Raw genomic sequence first — 17,658 nt, 5'->3', positions numbered from 1 at the left:
TTCGCGAGCCGGGTCGACGTATTGCAGGCAGCGGAGCCACAACTAGGCTGCAGTTATCGGCTGCGCGCGGCGACGCTTCCGCGGCGCTACTCACTCGAACTTCGATTGTTTGCGTTTGCTCGACGCCTAGCTTGACTCACTTCGAGACCCTGCGCTTTTGCTTGACCATGACAGCTGCACCGAACTTGACGGCTGTGTCGCGAAGCAGCTTATCCGACTCGCTGACGATAAGAGCCCCAAAGACATAGTCGAACCTACCCATAGAGGTTTGCTCTGGACGTGACGCGCCTATCACCGTGTAAGACTCGTCGCAGCAGAACCCGAACCACTCCCCAGTCGACTTTAGTTGCTCGACCTGTACGCCATTGAGGCTGGGACGAAGTTCCCTTCGGCGATCCAGCACCTGAGACTCTGACGCAGGAAGGTGAAGCTCGATCTTGACGCCTCTTCGGACGGCATCCTGCACGAGATTTCCCCTGTTCGATCCCAGGAATTCAACTATGCTGGGTGCCACGATCAACAGGCGACCTCTTGCCGACAACAGTGATGCACTGAGTAGGACATCGAACTCGAGGCCAGTTGCCCAGTGAGTTGTCTTCGTCAATTCTTTGACCGTCGCAAGGAATGCCACCTTGGCGTTTGCGATCCCCTCCGCTTCGGCATCAACATAGGTGATGAATGCCGCAATTGCTCGTCGGACAGACTCAGGGGGAGCATGCTTCACCCCGCGAACCTTTGGAGAGATTTGCCCAAGCAAGTGACGAATCTGCTTCTCCTGCTTCTCCATGCACGTCTTCAGGGCCTCTAGTGCCGGATGGGCTCCGAGCCTTCGCGCGAGATCCGAGTCCGCCGCCCCGTCCACGCAAACGATAGGGACCGCATGCGTACCTTTGCGTACCATAAGGTGCCCGGTAGCGAAGAGGTTAGTAGCCCGTACCACGCGCCCAAGCCTAGATACTTCTAAGACCCGGGGAAGCGAGTTCCTTGCAAGAGCCATGGCTGACCGAACTCCAGCTAGGTCCAGTTCATCCACATGAGGCGGTCTTGCCGGAACTGCTGGGAGGATGAGCGTCCCATCCGGTAGTTTTCTCTTTGGACTCAACTCACCAACGGCGTGCTCGATTCGTCGGGTGACCCCGTTCACATAGCAGGCTGCCTCCCTTTCGGCAACACGAGGCAGACCGCTCTGGCTGATCGCTAGTTTGCCTTTCTCCAGTAGATAGAACCCACCTGATGCCAGTTTTCCAATGAACAGATCTACCTGCATCGCAGCCAACTCGAGGTCCATCTCCTGTTGATCGATCCCAAGAAAGCCCGCCAGATCTGAACTGGCCTCAAGTCCGGCCGCCAGGGCACGAAGCGCGAACTCCCTAACAACCCCAAGTTCGCGACGTTCTATGCAAATCGCGGTGAGGCGAACCAAGAAGTACGGGATGGCTGCCGGTGCGATGGCGGAGGGAACATCGTCACCCTCCGACAAGTGAGCCGCTGCTAGCCTTATGGAGTCACTTGCTATCACGACGCGTCTCGCATGACGATGGGTTCGCCTCTATGTAGTCGATGACATTGACGAAAGGGTTATCCCCGGTGACCTGGTAGCAAAACGTTTGGTCTCCGACGATTGCCAAGAGATCCTTTGGTCGTGACAGCGCGACATTGAGCCTCTTCATACTGCGGAGGAACCCCAGGAAGTCCGACGAGTTGCTCAGCGTAACGGAGAACATGCAGATGTCCGCCTCCTTCCCCTGGAACGAGTCGACCGTAGCGACTTCGATCGCCAGCGAGCCGAAGGAGTCGCGTTGAATTCGCGCGTCGAGTGCCTCCGCCTGTGCTGCATAGCCGGCAATCACTGCCACGGACACCTTCTGCTGCGCACGGCTTGCCCCGTGTTGAATGGTCTTGAGTAAGCTAAGCACCGCGTCCTGCTCGCCAGGGTTCGTGTACGTGTGAATTCGCCTCTGCTGCGGCGAGTTCGGCGTATCGATCCAGACAACCGGCTTGGGAAACTTCTTGCGCAGCCAATCTGGTCGGTTCACGTCAGGACGTTCGTTTTTGAGTACTCCGTCGTAGAAACAGGTACTGATAAGGCCTCCAATGCCTGCGCACATGCGATGCTGGTGAGTTAGCCGCTCGACGCATGCTGGAGGCAGACGCGGGATCAGGTAATCAAGTAGCGTCTCCCTCGACTCCTCTGCCCCGTATCCCTCCACTTCAACGGCGTCCCCGTCGTAAGGCGGCAGCTGTCGAGGGTCGCCGACCACCAGGCAGCGCGCGCTCCGTACCATCGGTATGAGAGCCTCGGTAGGTGTTGCCTTGGACGCTTCGTCGATGATGCAAAGGTCGAACCGTGTCCTTGCGAACGCTTCGCTGCTGCCCAAGCCCACGCAAGTGCCAGCGACAACAGACGCACCGCGCAGCACGACTTCCTCTAGCTGCTTCAACTGCCCAAGGACGTCCAGCCAGGCGACTTGAAGTTCAAGCTCCTTGCGAAAGGCCCGCCAAGTCTCGTCCCGCTGCTCTAGCATTTGCAACCAGGTTGCCTGCTCGTCTTCAGGTACTTCGGCTAGAAGCCGCCCGTCTTCGCCCAAGGTCCGCAGTTCGTCTCGCAGTCGCTGGATGCGCTCGCCCAGAAGCTCCCGCTCCTGTTCCAACTCTGCCAAGGTGACAGTCTCGATTGTCGCTGTCTCCAACCCGCCAACGTCAGCTTCCGGCGCTGCAACAGCCAGCGTCTCGGCCTCGTCCCGGCGCTGTTCAGCTGCCCCCAGGGAGGAAACCACTTCCTTATTTCGTTTGCACGCTGCAAGCAGCGCCTCCAGTCGAACCGAGAGCTCCACCTCCGACGCGTTCAGGCCAACCGCTAGGCCGCGCTGGCGCAGGAATGCGCGTGAACGTTCCGCGGCCTTCTGGCACCAACGCGCAAGACATCGGTCCAGTAGCGCTGGGCGCACTTCGTCGGAGACCTTTTCCTCATCCGCCCTGGCCACCCGTACCACACGATCTACGAAGGCTTCGTCCTTCAGCAGCTTGCTCACAACGTGATCAATCGCGATGTGAGTCTGAGCTGCAATCAGGATCCGGCTCCCTGGGTTCTCGCGCAAGAATTGCTTGACGATAGCTGTGATCAGCGTGGTCTTTCCCGTACCCGGCGGGCCTTCGACGACCATGAGCTGCCGCATTCCGAGCGCTGCGTCCAGCACTTTCACTTTGTCTTCGCTTAGCCCTTCAGGGCCTGGCCGTCCACCGGTCTCAGGCAGGTCTGCTGAAGCGGGACGCAGCATCAAGCGACGGAGCGACGGCATCACTGCCATGTCCGATCTCAAGGCCTTGACCGCCTCTTCTTGGCGTTCCAATGCGCGCCGTTGCGCAACCGTGTCGACTCGCAGAACGCCCTCTGGAGGGATCTGCCGTCGATGGCCAATGGGTCGCAAGCGGGCACGGTCATGCTGAATCCCGCTCACCTGCAGCACCAAGATTGCCTGAGAGGTACGAATTACACGCTTCTCGCCAGGCCTCAGCGAATGAACTCCAATGATCTTGACGACGAACTCGCCCCCGTCCCACTTCCCGTCGTCGTATTCGAGCGCAGGCATGTCACGCAACGCACGCATGCGAGACGACACCGTGTCCTGGAGCATGTTCAAGTAGCGCTCTTCGTCCCGACGCCGCTGCTCTTCCTGTGCTCGCTCCTCCGCAGCAAGCAAGAACGACTCCAGGAACGAGATGTTTGCCCTGAGTTCCGGGGTAACGGCTACCCCAGGGCCTCGCTCCACGAGCCGAATAGACAGCCGGGCGGTCGCGGTCACGGCAGCAACCAGTGAAGCGGCGCGAATGTCCTTGACGACTAGCCATGGCGAGTCAGAAGAGCCTCGCGCCGAGCGAATCACAAGGGTGCTACCAGCAAACTCCAAGTCCCCCTCGTGCAGGCGGGACACGTCGCAAGGCTCCTCGAAGTCCCGGAACAATCGCTGCACACGCGCATCGGCATCGGCTTCTGCGGGCAATAGGTCTTCCAGCTTCCTGTGAACATGCGCTGAAATCTCAACACCAATCTGCCGGACGCGATCAACTTCGAGCAATCGGCTACGGTGAAAGTCGTCGAGGCTCCACATTAGGAAGCTCGCGGACTCCACACGCTCATGCGGAGAATCCGACAGGCATCGTTCGAGGAGTTTCTGCGGGGCAGCTTGCCCGAGGCCCTTTGCTGCCGCGCGCAGGTCGGCCACGCCACGGTAGTCCACACGACCCGTGAGGCATGCCACACAAATCGCCGCCCAGGAATAGAGGTCTCGACGCTCGCTGAACAAGCCATCGTCCAGCTCAGGCGGGGTCCAGGGCGGTGATCCCGCCGATGCGAACGTGACCCCGAGTCGGATATCACCGGTCGAGCGCGATATTCCGAAGTCGGTCAGCTTCGGCTCGCGCATGCGGTTCAACATGATGTTGAGAGGTTTCAGGTCGCGGTGGATATAGGTTCTTGCGTGTGCGTGTTTGAGAGCGTCGAGAATTGGCCTTCCGAAGTTCTCGTAGAAGACCGACCACTCCATGGGGCCCACCGACTGTATGTAGTCGGCGAGTGTTTCTTCGAGCCATTCCAGCACGAGAAACCTCTTCGCACCATCAGTACCGATTCCGAGCAGCCGCACGATGTGACGATGAGACAAGTCGCTAAGAGCGGCCTCCTCTCGAGCAAAGCTCGCGGTGGCTTGAGAATCGCCGTCAACTCGGCTGGAGAACTTGAGTGCACATATGTCACCCGTCGAGGTCAACTTGGCACGCACAATTTCAGACATCCCGCCCGTACGCTTGACATCCGATGCCTCAAAGTCAGAAAAGAGAAATGCACGCGAACTCATACGGGCAGTCTACGCTCCAAGAATCACTCCCCAGCGAAGTTAGCGCCGTCAAGAGTCCAGCTAAACGCAAGCTTCATGGGCCAATCTTCCGGGGTCAATAGGGGTACTGCAGAGGTTGCTTCTTCTCAACTTCGTCGTTGATGTCGGCGTGCCGTCGGACACACAACTGCAGCTTGGTGGCATCTCGGTCGAAGGGTAGCCGATAACCACGCCGCGAGTTGGTCGGCGACCGGCATCCGGTCTAGCGGACGTTTGTGATGTCAAGCTTGACCGATCGAGTTCAGCCCAAAGCGGTCTTGCAGCTGACCTGAACCTTTGTCGCGACCACTATGCTCACCCCCCACCCCGCTCCAAACTCCTCCCCACCCGCTCACTCGCCCGACGCAGCCGCTCCTTCAGCACGGGCGGCTCCAGCACATCAAACTCCACGTCCAGCGCCATCAGCCAGTAGACCAGCGAGTCCAGCTGGCCGGTGCCGCAGAGCATGAGGCAGTGCGTATCGTCGATCGCTTCCAGCGTGGCGGCGGATGGGGGAATGGTTTTGGCCATCACCTCGCGCGGCTGGTGCAGCACCACGCGCGCCTGGTCGCCCTGCGGGTGCACGCCGGCCATGGCCCCGGTGACGTAGGCGCGCAGGTCGCCCGCGGGCGGCGGGCGCGGCGCGAAGTGCGCGCCGGTGCGGGGCGTGCCCTGCACGCGGTCGATGCGGAAGGTGCGCCAGTCGTCGCGCGCCGGGTCCCAGGCCACGAGGTACCAGTGGTGGCCGGTGTGCACCAGTCCGTGCGGCTGCACCTGGCGCACGCTGGCCTGGCCGCGCAGGTCGCGGTAGCTGAACCCCACCTGCAGCTGGTCGCGGCAGGCCGTGGCGAGCGTGGCCAGCACGCTGGCGTCGATGGTGGGTCCCATGCGCTGCACCGGCACGATGGCCGAGCGCAGCGCACCCGTGCGGCGGCGCAGGCGGGTGGGCATCACCTGTTCCAGTTTCACCAGCGCGCGCAGCGAGCTTTCTTCCACACCGCTCACGGTGCCGGCCGCGGCGATCTGCAGGGCAATGGCCACCGCCAGCGCCTCTTCGTCGTCCAGCAGCAGCGGCGGCAGCGACTGCCCCGCGCGGAACGCATAGCCGCCCGCCACGCCGCTGCTGGCGTGAATGGGGTAGCCGAGCTGGCGCAGCCGGTCGATGTCGCGCCGCAGCGTGCGCGGGTGCACGGCCAGCCGCTCGGCCAGTTCGGGGCCGGCCCAGTGGCTGCGGGTCTGCAGCAGCGACAGCACCCGCAGCAGGCGCGAGGACGATGAAAGCATGGCCGCACTCTAACTTTTATCGAGGGCCGAAGCTGTCCGCAATGGGCGCGACATTGCGGCCACGGGTTCGGCGCGGTGCCGGGCCCGCCACCCACACCACCCAGGAGCCCACCATGTCCCAGATCGTTCTCTACTGGCACCCCATGTCCAGCGCCACCCCGGTCGCCTGCGCCCTCGCCGAACTCAGCGTGCCGCACGAGCGCGTCAAGGTCGACATCACCACCGGCGAGCAGCGCCGGCCCGACTACCTGGCCCTCAACCCCAACGGAAAGGTGCCCACCCTGACCGTGGACGGCGCGCCGATGTTCGAGGCGCTGGCCATCGAGCTGTGGCTGGGCCAAACCTACGGCGCGAAGAGCGGCCTGTGGCCGGCCGGCGGCACGCCGGAACACCTGCAGGCCATGGCCTGGAGCACCTGGTCCTACGTGACCTACGGCGCTCAGCTGGTGCGGCTGCAGGCCGCGAAGGACATGGGCACGCCCGACGATGCCCACGGCGCCGCGGCGCACAAGGCCCTGGACGAGCTGCTCAGCGTGCTCGACGGGCGCCTGAACCAGCACCCCTGGCTGCTCGGCGATGCCTACTCGCTGGTCGACCTGATCGTGGCCTCGGTGATCGGCTACAGCGCCTACCTCGGCGCGCCGGTGGCCGAGCACCCGACCACCAACGCCTGGCTGCAGAAGGTGCAGGCGCGCCCGGCGATGCAGATCGACGCCTGAGCGAACAGCCGCTCAAGCCTTCACTTCGACCACCGTTTCGAAGCCGCCGAAGATCATGCGTTTGCCGTCGAAAGGCATGGGCGGGTTGTCGGGGTTGGCCGGGTCCATGCGCGGGTCTTCCAGCATCTTTTTCATACCGGCGTCGCCCCAGGCCTCGCTCGGGAGTCGCTGGACTGTAGGCAGCCCGACATCTTTTCGATGGGGCGCTCAATGGATGTCTCACAATGGGTCAGGCGCCGCGCTGCGCGTGCAGGAACGGCGATAGAAGGAATATCAAAAAGGTGACTTTGTCCCCACCGTCTGAAGAAGTCTTTTCACGCTTGCGACCAAGGCTGATGGCCATCGGCTATCGAATGCTTGGCTCCGTCCAGGAGACCGAGGACTTGGTGCAGGATGTCTGGCTGCGTTGGCACGATGAACTCAAGGATCCACATGCCGCCGTGCTCATTCCAGAGGCTTGGCAGGTCACGGTCACCACGCGCATGGCCATCGATCGACTGCGCTCTGCCAAGCTGCGACGTGAAGCCTACCCGGGCCTCTGGCTGCCCGAGCCCCTGGTCGAGGATGGACCAGCCTCGCCGGAGCAGATCCGCGAACTCGCCGATGACGTTTCCATCGCCTTCCTCGTGCTGCTCGATTGCCTGACCCCGGAGGCGCGGGCTGCGTTCTTGCTCCGGGAGGTCTTTGAAGTCGACTACGAGCAGGTCGCAGCGGCCATTGGCAAGAGCGAGGCGTCGGCCCGCCAGATCGTGCACCGCGCCAAGCAACGTTTGAAGAAAGTGCGCGGCGCAGATCGGCAGCACGCGCGAACCCCGCCGCAGGAGCAGTACGCGATTTTGCGTCGCCTGATCCAGACCATCACGGAGGGTGACTTCCAGGGGATCCAGGCACTGCTGGCCGAGGAGGCCGCCCTGATGGGCGACTTTGGCGGGGTCGGTCCAAGCTTGCGCTCACCTTTGAGCGGGGCCCGGCGCATTGCCCAGCTTTACTACGCGCACCACCGGCGACATGGCGACAACATGCGACTCGAACTGGCCTGGTTGAACGGCGAGTGGGCGCTCTTGCGTTACCTGCAAGGGGAACTGGAGTCCGTCCAGGCCTTTGAGTTCGACGCTGGCCGCATCTCGCAGGTGCGGATACAGCGCAATCCCGCGAAGCTGGCGGGTGTCAAACGCCAGAGCTACTTGCTGCCCCGGCCGAATCCTCACTGATGCCGCCGGTTCCGGTGTGTGGCCGCGACAACGTGCGCGGCCTGGCGGCGTTCGCATTTTTTTTCAACTGGTGTCACAGCGCCTTCGGGTCAAACGTCTTGTGAGCGGGAGGTCGGTTTTGGCCTCCGCCCATCATTCACATCGAAGGAAATGGATTCATGAATCGCGCTGTTTGGTTCCAAGTCTCTCCTGAGGGTGCCAAGGCTGTCGGCACGCTGCACCACTTTGTCACCAAGAGCACCGGCCTTCCGAGCTTGCTGACGCACCTGGTCTTCCTGCGCGTGTCGCAGATCAACGGCTGCGCGCACTGCATCGACATCCACACGCGGGACCTGCTTGCCGAAGGCATGTCGGTGGAGAAGGTGGTGCTCGTTCCCGTCTGGCACGAGGCGGAATACCTCTTCTCGGAGCAGGAGCGCGCCGCGCTGGCGTGGTCCGAGGAGGTGACGCGCGTGAGCGAGACCCACGCCTCCGATGACGCCTATGCGGCCGCGTTGGCCGTGTTTGGTGAGAAGGATCTGGTGGATCTGACGCTCACGATTGCCGCCATGAACGCCATCAATCGCATGGGCGTGAGTTTCCGTATGAAGCCGCGGGCCAAAGCGTGAACCTGTCGGGCCGCCAATGCTTGCCTGTGTCCTTTCCAGGGCGGGACTCCGCCCCACCCGCTCACTCACCCGGCGCAGCCGCTCCTTCAGCACGGGCGGCTCCAGCACATCAAACTCCACGTCCAGCGCCATGAGCCAGTAGACCAGCGAGTCCAGCTGGCCGGTGCCGCAGAGCATGAGGCAGTGCGCGGTAGCTGAAGCCCACCTGAAGCTGGTCGCGGCAGGCCGTGGCCAGGGTGGCCAGCACGCTGGCATCGATGGTGGGCCCCATGCGCTGCACCAGCGCGCGCAGCGAGCGTTCTTCCACACCGCTCACGGTGCCGGCCGCGGTAATCTGCAGGCCGCGAAAAACATGGGCACGCCCGACGACGCGCACGGCACCGCGGCGCACCAGGCCCTGGACGAACTGCTCACCGTGCTCGACGCCTGACCGAACTTTCGGTCGGCCAGGGGGTCGATCAAGGTGCCGCTCCTACAATTCGGCCTTTCACACCCCAGCGAGGTACCCGTCCCATGCGCCACTGATGCCGCCGTCGACCTGACGGCAAATCTCCACTGCCCCCAAACGCGGGGGAGCTCTTTGCATCTTTGGACTGTGTATGGCGACCACCCATTACCTCGCTTTGGAGGACGTGTCCTGCGTCCTCCCGGACGGCACCCTGCTGTTCGCCCACCTCACCGAAACCTTCGATGACCAGCGCCGCACCGGCCTGGTCGGTCGCAACGGCAGCGGCAAGACCGTGCTGGCGCGGATGCTCGCGGGGCTGCAGCCGCCCTCCGGCGGGCGCTGCGTGCGTGCGGGTTCGGTGCACTACCTGGCTCAGCAGATCAGCACGCCCGCGCCCGGCGCCACCGTGGCCGATCTGGCGGGCGTGCAGGCGTTGCTGGCTGCCTTGCAACGCATCGAGGCGGGCAGCACCGAACCGGCGGATTTCGACACCGTGGGCGAGCGCTGGCACATCCGCCAGCAACTGCAACACGCGCTTGAACAACACGGCCTGGCGCACCTGCGGGCCGATACCCCGGCCAGCCGCCTCAGCGGCGGCGAGGTCATGCGCGTGGCGTTGATCGGCGCGCTGCTCTCCGAGGCCGACTTCCTGATCCTGGACGAACCCAGCAACCACCTCGACCAACCCAGCCGCCAGGCGCTGATCGAACAGCTTGCGCACTGGCCCCGGGGGCTGCTGGTCATCAGCCACGACCGCCAGTTGCTCGACACGCTGGACCGCATCGTCGAACTGTCGCCGCTGGGCCTGCGCAGTTATGGCGGCAACCACGCGTTCTATGCGCAGGCCAAGGCACACGAACAGCAGAACGCCGTGGCCGAACTCGACCGCGCGAGGCTAGACCGCCGGCGCGAAGAACAGGCCCTGCGCGCGCAGCGCGAACGGCAGGAGAAGCGCCAGGCCCGCGGCGCGCGCGCCGGCCAGCAGGCCAACCAGGCGAAGATCCTGCTCGACCGCCAGAAAGAGCGCAGCGACCATGCCACCGGCAAGCTGCTGCGGCAGCAGGCGGCCACGCGGCAGGCCCTGGCGCAGCGCGTGCGCGAAGCGGCCGAGCAGGTGGCCGACGAGGCCGCCATCCACCTGCACGCGCCGCCCACCGCTGGTGTCGCGCAACGCCTGGTGGCCGAGCTGGACGGCGTTGAACTGCCCTTCGTGCCCGAGGCCCTGCGCCGCATCAGCCTGCAGGTGCGCGGCCGCCAGCGCATCGGCCTGACCGGCCCCAACGGCAGCGGCAAATCCACCCTGCTCAAAGTCCTGGCCGGGCAGATCCAACCGCTGGCGGGCCGCTGCCAGGTGATCACAGGCGCGGTCTACCTCGACCAGAGCCTGGGCCACCTTGACCCGGACCGCGCGGTGCTGGAACAACTGCAGCAAGCCCAACGCACCCTGGACGAAAGCGCGCTGCGCATGCGCCTGGCGCAACTCGGCCTGGACGCGCAGAAGGTGGCGCTGCCCAGCCGCCTGCTCAGCGGGGGCGAACGCCTGAAGGCCGCCCTGGCCTGCGCGCTCTATGCCGACCCACCACCGCCCCTGCTGCTGCTCGACGAACCGAGCAACCACCTGGACCTGCCTTCGCTGCGCGCGCTGGAAACCCTGCTGACGAGCTACCAGGGTGCCATGGTGGTGGCGTCACACGATCCGGTGTTTCTGGAGGCACTGGGGTTGACGGATCGGTTGGAGGCGACGGGGAAGGGGTGGCGGTTGGGTGCGGTGGGTTGAAGGGGATGGGCTTCTGTGGGTGTCGGTGCTGCAGCGATAGTGACCCTTCGTACGATGCTCTCGGTCTCAGGAGAACCAGCAAGAACCGGTCACTCGTGCGCGGCCGAGGCCTGTTCTCGTCTATCGCACTGATCGGATAATGCAAGCGCATCTGGCGCGCCCGTCGAATCTCTATGGCCTCCAAACGACCTCAAATCGCAACCGCTGCTGACATCAGAGAACTGCTGCTTCACTCGAAGGCGCCATGGCCGTTAATCCCCGAACAGATGGCGGAACTGGAGCGCATTTCGAAGTACGACGTCTCAAACTATTCGGAGGCAGACGTCCGAGCAGAGATCATTGACCCCGTCATCCGTGTCCTTGGCTACGCTAAAGAAACATACTTCTCCTCGCAACGTGAAAAGCACCTGAAGGTTGCGGATGGTGATCTGTTCATCGACTACCGAATGACGTTGTGGTCGCAGGCCTTCTGGGTCATCGAGGCTAAGAAAGTCAAGCGCAAGCCGCTTAAGTTCACCTCAGCAGAACTGCAACAGGCGCTGCTGTATGCGGTGCACCCTGAAATCGATGCTGCTCTGGTTGTGCTGTGTGACGGGCGAGTCTTTGAGGTGTATGACCGTGATGAGAGCGTCACCCAACCGGCCGCGCGCGTGGAGGTTAAGAAGCTGCCGGACCAGTTTCACTTGCTTTAGGCCCTACTCGGTCCTTGGCAGGCCTGGTTCTTCCAGAAGCGCCGCGCGCTCAAGGTTGTTAGTCGCGTGCTGGAACTCGAGATGACGCCTGGCCGAATTGAGGAGTTTTCGCATTCCGTACAACGACGAGTGCGGGACGCGCGAGCGAAGGTTTACGACAACTGGCGCAAAGTGAAGCCCATCACCGACGAATACGCGCTGTGGCAAAGCGCACTTGAAAAGAGATCTATCAAGGACATTGTGGCCACGGCGTTCTTTCCAGACCAGACAGTGGCCGTCTTGGAGGGGGTCGCCAAGTGTCTGGTTGATAAAGCGAGCCCCGGAGCATTCGAGTTGATGCACGCAATGTTCCCGGACCAGCCTGGAAACTTGAACGACAACTATGTGGCGCAGGCTTTACGTACCCTCATCGAGTTCGGTAAGGCAGGAAGTAAAGCCAGTTGGATGCCTGCTTGGCTGGGTCCCCATCAACCTGGCTCCTGTCCTGTAGCGCCAATCAAGAAACTTATTGCGCTCTCGCTCACTGGCTTTGAAGCTGCGCCAGAGTTCAGGGTTGTGCTCCAGTTTGCGGCCTGCTCGCGAAGGAAGTCAAAAATTTTGATGGCGTTCATTCCCACGTTAGCCCAGTTGGGTGAGCTCCGACACCACCAAGTGCGCCACCATTTTGATGAGTTCGACTATGCGCAGATCTTGTCGAGCCCCGAAGGACACAATCTCAGTCAGCTCGATGTACACGCGTACCAACTCACCGACTGGTTCGTATACGAGTGTGTTGGCAAGGAGCAGTGTCGAGGCCGCTTCAACTTGAACCGGGCACATACGCTGCTGAAGGACGCATGGATCGCTGAACGTCAACTGTTACGTGACGGCGCCGACTACTGGAGGAATCTAGATGGTCGAGGGCTCGGGGGCGAGCTTCACCCGACTGAGCACAACTGGGTCGACTACGACTCGTTGGGTCACATCGTGTTGTGCGTGTTGAAAGACCTTCCTGATTGGCGCGATTACGCACTTGCCAATCACAGGGACGACGTCCAGCGGATTGCGGCATGCGGCTCGTGGGCAGCTCGTGAAATTTTGGGATTGGCGCCGAATGAGCAGGTGGTGCGTTTGCCGGATGCCGAGAGCGCCAAGCGGTTCTTCGATGGCGATCTCGCGCTTTTCACAGCGCTGCGGGACGCTTACGGGAACAGAAAGTGAAGACATCAGTCACTGGTTTGTCTTAGATGAGCCGGGAGCCTCTGGTTCGGAGGCGGGCACAGGGTCGTTTCTGCTGACAGTCATGGAAGAAAGCGAGAGTCAGCTCTGGGCTTACGCGACATTCGCATTCATCAAGGTTGAAAGACCGCCCTCAGCCTTTAGCCGCCGTCCACAACCTCCCCCACCAACCACGCCCGAAACTCCCCCATCGCCGCGCTGGGGCTGCGCGATTTCAGCCAGGTGAGCCAGTACCGGCCGTGGGCGATCTGCACGTCAAAGGGTTGCACCAGCCGGCCCTGTTGCAGGTCGGCGGTGAACATGCTGGGCGGCAGCAGCGCGATACCGAAGCCTTGCACGGCGGCCGAGGCCATGGCCAATGAAGTGTCGAACACGGGCCCGCGCAGCATGGGTGGTGCCAGCCCGGCGGCCGCGAACCATTGGGGCCATTCGTCGGCGCGGTAGGAGCGCAGCAGGGTTTCGCCGGCCAGGTCCTGGGGGCTGCGCAGCCGCTGCGCGATCTGGGGGGCGCACACGGGCGTCAGCGGCGCCTGCTGTAGGGGCTCGGCCTGTGTGCCGTGCCACGAACCGTCGCCGAACCGGATGGCGAAGTCCAGCCCTTCGCCGGCCAGGTTGACGCGGTTGTTGTGCGTCATCAGGCGCAGGTCGACAAACGGGTGGTCGCGCCGGAAGGCCGGCAGCCGCGGCATCAGCCAGCCGACGGCGTAGGTGCCCACGGCGGCCACGGTGAGTGGCTCGCGCAGGCGGCCTTTTTCAAACTGGCTGAGGATCGCGCCCATGCGCGCGAAGGATTCGCTGAGCATGGGCAGCAGGGCCAGGCCTTCGTCGGTCAGCGCCAGGCCGCGCGGCAGGCGCCGGAACAGGGGCGCGCCCAGGCGCTGCTCCAGGTTCTTGACCTGGGCGCTGATCGCCGATTGGGTCACGTGCAGTTCGGTGGCGGCGAGGGTGAAGCTGAGGTGGCGGGCCGAGGCTTCAAAGGCGCGCAAGGCGTTCAAGGGCAGGTTCATGCCCCAGATTTTCTGGGGTTTGGCGCCAAAAATCACCGTTTGTTTGGAGCAGCGGACCGGCCTAGCATCGCCCACTTCTTTCTCTCTTTCAAAGATCCAATCCCATGAAGCGCCGAGATTTCCACCGGGTGTCGCTGCTGTCCGCCAGCGTGTTGTTGCCCCAGTTTTCCCGGGCTGCGGCGGCCGAGGCCGGCAGCCCAGACCCGGCCAAGGCCCTGCCCTGGCCGGCGATCGAGGCGCAGAGCCCGGGCCGCCTGGGCGTGGCGGTGCTGGACACGCAGACGGGCGTGCTCACGGGGCACCGCCTGGATGAACGCTTTCCGATGTGCAGCGCCTTCAAATGGCTGGCGGCGGCACAGGTGCTGCAGCGCGTGGACCAGGGCACCGAGCGGCTGGACCGGCGCATCCGCTTCGGGCGCGATGCCTTGCTGCCCTGGTCGCCGGTGACCGAGCAGCACGCCGATGGCGCGGGCATGCGCTTGGGCGACTTGTGCCTGGCCAGCGTGGCACAGAGCGACAACGCGGCCGCCAACCTGATCCTGCAGACGCTCGGCGGCCCCGAAGGGCTGACCGCGTTTGCGCGGCAGGCCGGCGACGCCGTCACGCGGCTGGACCGCTGGGAGCCGGCGCTGAACGAAGCCACGCCGGGCGACCCGCGCGACACCAGCAGTCCGCGCGCCATGGCGGCGCTGCTGAACCGCTTTGCCCTGGGCAATGCGCTGTCGGCCGGCAGCCGGCAACAACTGGTGCAGTGGCTGCAGGCCACCCAGACCAATGCCCGGCGCCTGGCGGCCGGCCTGCCCCCGGGCTGGCGCGTGGGCAGCAAAACGGGCACCGGCGCGCACGGCACCACCAACGACGTGGGTGTCTATGGGCCCGAGGGGCGCGCGCCCCTGGTGGTGGCCGTGTTCCTGACCGAATCGAAGGCCAGCCTGGCGGTGCGCGAAGCCGCCATCGCGCAGGTGGCGGCAGCGGTTTTCAAGGGCTGGGCGCTCTGATGCCGGGGCGGGTCAGCCTGGCGGCGCCAGCAGCGGCAGCAGGACCCGCTGCCCCAGCGGCGTGATGGCCACGTCGCGGCCCGTGCCGCGGCGCACCCAGCCCTGCGCCACCAGGTGCAGGTACAGCCGGTCGGCCAGCTCGCCCGCCAGGTGGTCGCGCCGTTCGGACCAGTCCAGGCACGGGTAGGCGTAGCGCCGTTGCTTGCCGGGCACGGGCGCGTCGAACCCCAGCCGTTGCAGCCAGGCGCGGCCGCTGCCGGTGAGCGTGTAGCCGGGGCTCACCGGCTGCAGCCCCTGGGCCGCCATGAGGCCGTCGAACACCTGCACGCCCAGCCGCCCGGCCAGGTGCCCGTAGCAGCAGCGCGCTGCGCGCAGGCGCGCCCGTTCGGACGAGGCCCATTGCTGTTCATGCTCGCCGCGCTCGGCCACCACGGCCAGGGCTTCCAGCGCGTGGGCCACGTCGGCGTCGGCGAGCCGGTAGTAGCGGTGGCGCCCGCGCGGTTCGCAGACCACGAAGCGCGCTTCCAGCAACTGCGTGAGGTGGCCGCTGGCGGTGGCGGGCGTCACCGACGCGGCGCGGGCCAGTTCGCTGGCGCTGGCGCATTCGCCGCTGAGCAGGTAGGCCAGCATGCGCGAACGCGCGGGGTCGGCCACCATGGCGGCCACGCGGGCGAGGCGGGGTTCGTGCGGGGTGCTGCGGGTCATGGCCTCAGCGTAGCGCAGCGCGCGAATCGGCGGGCGCCTGTGCGCGGTCGTGCAGGCCGTAGTCGCGCAGCACGGCGGCCACGCGCAGTCGGTAGTTCGCCAACACGCCCGCGCGGCCCGCCTGCTGCGCGGCGCGGTGGTGTTCGTGGTTGCGCCAGGCACGCACGGCGGCTTCGTCGCGCCAGAAGCTGAGCGACAGGTAGCGCCCCGGTCGGGCCAGGCTTTCAAAGCGCTCGACCGAGAGGAAGCCGTCCACGGCTTCCAGTTCGGGCCGCAGGCCGGCCGCGAGGTCGAGGTAAGGCGCGGCCGAACCACCGTGCGGTTCCACCTCGAAGATGACCGCGATCACGGCGCCACCTGCCGGGCCTGGTGGACGGTGCCGGCCACGTCTTCGAGCCAGCTGCGTTCTTCGCGCAGGATGAAGCGCTGCGTCTGCGCCAGCTCGAAGTTGGCGCGGCCTTCGGGATCGTTGCGCAGCACGGCGCGGTAGCGTTCGTAGGCGGCCAGATCGTCAAACCCGACCAGGCCCCAGGCGATGTGGTTGCTGCCTTCGTGCGGCAGGAAGTAGCCCAGCAGGTTGCCGCCGCAGCGGGGAATGATGCGGCCCCAGGCCTCGGCGTAGCGGCGGAAGGCTTCGCGCTGGAAAGGGTCGATCTGGTAACGGATGAAGCAGGTGACAGACATGGTGGCCCTACAGGGGTGGAACAGGGTGTCCACTGTGCCGCCGGTGGGCCTTCGGATGCTTCGGTGCGGGCCGAAGGGTGCGGGCCCGCGTGCAGGGTACGGGGCCTGCCTGCTCGGCGGCGAGCAGGTGGCCGATGTCGTGCAGTACCGAAGCGACCGTGGATCGGATGCCCTCCACCGCTCCCGAAAACAGCTTGGCCAGGGTGGTGTCGGCGTCGATCTTGTTGCGCTGGCTGAACAGGTCGAGTTTGTGAATCGGGATCGGCTGCGCGTTGCTCGACGGCTTGAAGCCCGAGAGCTTGGCGAGCTTGAAGACGATCTCGCGCGCGCGGGTCGGTCTTGGCGTCGTTGTAGAAGAAGGATTCGGGGCGCGGGGTGGCCCGGGGTTGTCAAACGCGTGAAACATCATCGTGATAGCCTGCGGTCAATTTGTGTAGACAACTTGTTGTCGACCGCCAGCTTAGGTTTGACCTGTGTCCCTTTCATGACAAGAGCCAGCGCCACCCTTCCCCTGCAATTGCCCGAGCCGGACCACAGCTTCTGGGCCCGCATCGCCCACGAACTGGCCGACGCCATCCGCCGCGGCGTCTACGTGCCGGGCGAGCGCCTGCCGTCCGAACATTCGCTGGCCGAGCGCTACGGCGTCAACCGCCACACCATCCGCCGCTCGCTGGCGAGCCTGGGCCAGATCGGCCTGGTGCGCAGCAGCCAGGGCAGCGGCACCTACGTGGAGGATTTCGCCGTCGATCTGGTGCTGGGCCGGCGCACCCGGCACCGGCAGAACCTCGCGCAGGCCGGCCTGCCGGGTGGCTTCGAAGTGCTTGCCGCCCGCAGTGAGCGCGCCCGCGCCGAGGTGGCCCAGGCGCTGGGCCTGCGCACCGGCAGCGCGGTGCTGCACCTGCTGGTGATCGGCGATGGCGGGGGCCAGCCGCTGCACGTCAGCGACCGCTACTTCCCGCTGCCGCGCCTGGCCGGGCTGGACGCCCACGTGCGCGAAAGCGGCTCCATCACCCAGGCCCTGGCCGCGCTGGGCGTGCCCGACTACACGCGGCGCCAGAGCCGCATTTCGGCGCGGCTGCCCGAGGCCGCCGTGGCCGCCCACCCGGCCGGCGCTGTACGTCAGCAGCGTGAACGTCGACCCCGACGGCACGCCGATCGAATACGCCGGCACCTGGTTCGCTGGCGACCGAGTCACCCTCACCGTGGACCACGACCATGGCGCATGAACCTTTGAGGCCGCACCGGGTGGCGATCTATGCGGCGCCCGACCCCGAATCCGACGCCTGGGCGCGCGGCAGCGCCTGGCTGGGCCGCTGCGCGCTGCGGCGCTGGTCCCTGCCCCAGCCCGCCATCGACGGGCTGGACCCGGCGTCCCTGGCGGCCCTGACCGCCGACCCGCGGCGCTACGGCTGGCACGCCACGCTCAAGGCCCCGAT

At 65.0% G+C, this 17,658-nt stretch carries 17 protein-coding genes and 2 pseudogenes; 10 read left to right on the top strand and 9 right to left on the bottom strand.

All coding sequences use genetic code 11. From position 1 onward, the window contains the following. Positions 1-136: 136 nt before the first annotated feature. The 3 genes from QQK43_RS15300 to QQK43_RS15290 form a co-directional block, all read right to left on the bottom strand. Positions 137-1,519, bottom strand: coding sequence for a phospholipase D-like domain-containing protein (locus QQK43_RS15300; protein ID WP_284308422.1), 1,383 nt, complete (start codon positions 1,517-1,519; stop codon positions 137-139). Next, positions 1,506-4,853, bottom strand: a complete 3,348-nt coding sequence (locus QQK43_RS15295) for an AAA domain-containing protein (protein WP_284308421.1) — start codon at positions 4,851-4,853, stop codon at positions 1,506-1,508. Before QQK43_RS15295 ends, QQK43_RS15300 begins: the two co-directional genes overlap by 14 nt. A 333-nt stretch (positions 4,854-5,186) precedes the next feature. Further along, positions 5,187-6,155 carry a helix-turn-helix transcriptional regulator gene (locus tag QQK43_RS15290; RefSeq protein ID WP_284308420.1) on the bottom strand — a complete coding sequence of 323 codons (969 nt, stop codon included), beginning with the start codon at positions 6,153-6,155 and terminating at the stop codon, positions 5,187-5,189. Between the two features lie 113 nt (positions 6,156-6,268). Here QQK43_RS15290 and QQK43_RS15285 point away from each other — a divergent pair, with 113 nt between their 5' ends. Continuing rightward, the gene (locus tag QQK43_RS15285; protein WP_284308419.1) at positions 6,269-6,874 is read left to right on the top strand and encodes a glutathione S-transferase family protein; all 606 of its coding nucleotides are present in this window, start codon (positions 6,269-6,271) and stop codon (positions 6,872-6,874) included. A 12-nt stretch (positions 6,875-6,886) separates the two neighbouring features. On the opposite strand, the pseudogene QQK43_RS15280 reads toward QQK43_RS15285, so the two are convergent. Next, positions 6,887-7,036: pseudogene (locus tag QQK43_RS15280) on the bottom strand (DUF1428 domain-containing protein); the annotation flags it as partial. 119 nt (positions 7,037-7,155) lie between these two features. On the opposite strand from QQK43_RS15280, the gene QQK43_RS15275 reads away from it, so the two are divergent. The 6 genes from QQK43_RS15275 to QQK43_RS15250 all read left to right on the top strand — a co-directional run bounded on the left by QQK43_RS15275 (position 7,156) and on the right by QQK43_RS15250 (position 12,810). Then, positions 7,156-8,085 (top strand): sigma-70 family RNA polymerase sigma factor, encoded by a 930-nt coding sequence (locus QQK43_RS15275; RefSeq protein ID WP_348533540.1) that lies wholly within the window; start codon positions 7,156-7,158, stop codon positions 8,083-8,085. A 158-nt stretch (positions 8,086-8,243) separates the two neighbouring features. Next, positions 8,244-8,693, top strand: coding sequence for a carboxymuconolactone decarboxylase family protein (locus tag QQK43_RS15270; protein ID WP_066151953.1), 450 nt, complete (start codon positions 8,244-8,246; stop codon positions 8,691-8,693). A gap of 175 nt (positions 8,694-8,868) precedes the next feature. Next, a complete protein-coding gene (locus tag QQK43_RS15265) occupies positions 8,869-9,123 on the top strand; it encodes a hypothetical protein (RefSeq protein ID WP_284308417.1) in 255 nt (84 codons plus the stop codon). 169 nt (positions 9,124-9,292) lie between these two features. Next, complete coding sequence (locus QQK43_RS15260) at positions 9,293-10,918, top strand: ABC-F family ATP-binding cassette domain-containing protein (RefSeq protein WP_284308415.1); 1,626 nt, start codon at positions 9,293-9,295, stop codon at positions 10,916-10,918. Between the two features lie 173 nt (positions 10,919-11,091). Then, complete coding sequence (locus tag QQK43_RS15255) at positions 11,092-11,610, top strand: type I restriction enzyme HsdR N-terminal domain-containing protein (RefSeq protein WP_284308414.1); 519 nt, start codon at positions 11,092-11,094, stop codon at positions 11,608-11,610. Positions 11,611-11,676: 66 nt separating this feature from the next. Continuing rightward, complete coding sequence (locus tag QQK43_RS15250) at positions 11,677-12,810, top strand: hypothetical protein (protein WP_284308413.1); 1,134 nt, start codon at positions 11,677-11,679, stop codon at positions 12,808-12,810. A 158-nt stretch (positions 12,811-12,968) separates the two neighbouring features. On the opposite strand, the gene QQK43_RS15245 is transcribed toward QQK43_RS15250, so the two are convergent. Beyond that, entirely contained in the window at positions 12,969-13,835 is an 867-nt protein-coding gene (locus QQK43_RS15245; protein WP_284308412.1) for a LysR family transcriptional regulator, read from the bottom strand. 104 nt (positions 13,836-13,939) lie between these two features. Between QQK43_RS15245 and bla the strand changes: the two genes are divergently transcribed. Continuing rightward, positions 13,940-14,833 (top strand): class A beta-lactamase, encoded by an 894-nt coding sequence (gene bla / locus QQK43_RS15240; protein WP_284308411.1) that lies wholly within the window; start codon positions 13,940-13,942, stop codon positions 14,831-14,833. A gap of 12 nt (positions 14,834-14,845) precedes the next feature. On the opposite strand, the gene QQK43_RS15235 is transcribed toward bla, so the two are convergent. From QQK43_RS15235 to QQK43_RS23425, 4 genes are read right to left on the bottom strand one after another with little or no spacing between them, the layout of a single operon-like run. Continuing rightward, positions 14,846-15,538: an ArsR/SmtB family transcription factor gene (locus QQK43_RS15235; RefSeq protein ID WP_284308409.1), complete on the bottom strand. Its 693-nt coding sequence runs from the start codon at positions 15,536-15,538 to the stop codon at positions 14,846-14,848. A gap of 4 nt (positions 15,539-15,542) precedes the next feature. Next, positions 15,543-15,887 carry an antibiotic biosynthesis monooxygenase family protein gene (locus tag QQK43_RS15230; protein WP_284308408.1) on the bottom strand — a complete coding sequence of 115 codons (345 nt, stop codon included), beginning with the start codon at positions 15,885-15,887 and terminating at the stop codon, positions 15,543-15,545. Then, entirely contained in the window at positions 15,884-16,222 is a 339-nt protein-coding gene (locus QQK43_RS15225; protein ID WP_284308407.1) for an NIPSNAP family protein, read from the bottom strand. The genes QQK43_RS15230 and QQK43_RS15225 overlap by 4 nt, the downstream gene beginning before the upstream one ends. Before the next feature lie 7 nt (positions 16,223-16,229). Continuing rightward, positions 16,230-16,628, bottom strand: a complete 399-nt coding sequence (locus QQK43_RS23425) for a hypothetical protein (protein ID WP_348533539.1) — start codon at positions 16,626-16,628, stop codon at positions 16,230-16,232. Positions 16,629-16,706: 78 nt separating this feature from the next. Here QQK43_RS23425 and phnF point away from each other — a divergent pair, with 78 nt between their 5' ends. Then, positions 16,707-17,456, top strand: coding sequence for a phosphonate metabolism transcriptional regulator PhnF (phnF, locus tag QQK43_RS15215; protein ID WP_348533538.1), 750 nt, complete (start codon positions 16,707-16,709; stop codon positions 17,454-17,456). Continuing rightward, positions 17,438-17,658: pseudogene (locus QQK43_RS15210) on the top strand (DUF1045 domain-containing protein); the annotation flags it as partial. The gene phnF and the pseudogene QQK43_RS15210, both read left to right, overlap by 19 nt.

This window comes from Hydrogenophaga electricum (assembly GCF_030160815.1).
Classification (GTDB): Bacteria; Pseudomonadota; Gammaproteobacteria; order Burkholderiales; family Burkholderiaceae_C; genus Hydrogenophaga; species Hydrogenophaga electricum.
Note: the sequence above shows the minus strand (reverse complement) of the source record. Positions and strands in the feature narration are given on the sequence as shown.

Coding starts and splice junctions, on each gene's coding strand:
- QQK43_RS15295 (WP_284308421.1), bottom strand. CDS start 4,853: ATGAGTTCGCGTGCATTTCTCTTTTCTGACTTTGAGGCATCGGATGTC.
- QQK43_RS15290 (WP_284308420.1), bottom strand. CDS start 6,155: ATGCTTTCATCGTCCTCGCGCCTGCTGCGGGTGCTGTCGCTGCTGCAG.
- QQK43_RS15285 (WP_284308419.1), top strand. CDS start 6,269: ATGTCCCAGATCGTTCTCTACTGGCACCCCATGTCCAGCGCCACCCCG.
- QQK43_RS15270 (WP_066151953.1), top strand. CDS start 8,244: ATGAATCGCGCTGTTTGGTTCCAAGTCTCTCCTGAGGGTGCCAAGGCT.
- QQK43_RS15265 (WP_284308417.1), top strand. CDS start 8,869: ATGAGGCAGTGCGCGGTAGCTGAAGCCCACCTGAAGCTGGTCGCGGCA.
- QQK43_RS15260 (WP_284308415.1), top strand. CDS start 9,293: ATGGCGACCACCCATTACCTCGCTTTGGAGGACGTGTCCTGCGTCCTC.
- QQK43_RS15255 (WP_284308414.1), top strand. CDS start 11,092: ATGGCCTCCAAACGACCTCAAATCGCAACCGCTGCTGACATCAGAGAA.
- QQK43_RS15245 (WP_284308412.1), bottom strand. CDS start 13,835: ATGAACCTGCCCTTGAACGCCTTGCGCGCCTTTGAAGCCTCGGCCCGC.
- bla (WP_284308411.1), top strand. CDS start 13,940: ATGAAGCGCCGAGATTTCCACCGGGTGTCGCTGCTGTCCGCCAGCGTG.
- QQK43_RS15235 (WP_284308409.1), bottom strand. CDS start 15,538: ATGACCCGCAGCACCCCGCACGAACCCCGCCTCGCCCGCGTGGCCGCC.
- QQK43_RS15225 (WP_284308407.1), bottom strand. CDS start 16,222: ATGTCTGTCACCTGCTTCATCCGTTACCAGATCGACCCTTTCCAGCGC.
- QQK43_RS23425 (WP_348533539.1), bottom strand. CDS start 16,628: ATGTTTCACGCGTTTGACAACCCCGGGCCACCCCGCGCCCCGAATCCT.
- phnF (WP_348533538.1), top strand. CDS start 16,707: ATGACAAGAGCCAGCGCCACCCTTCCCCTGCAATTGCCCGAGCCGGAC.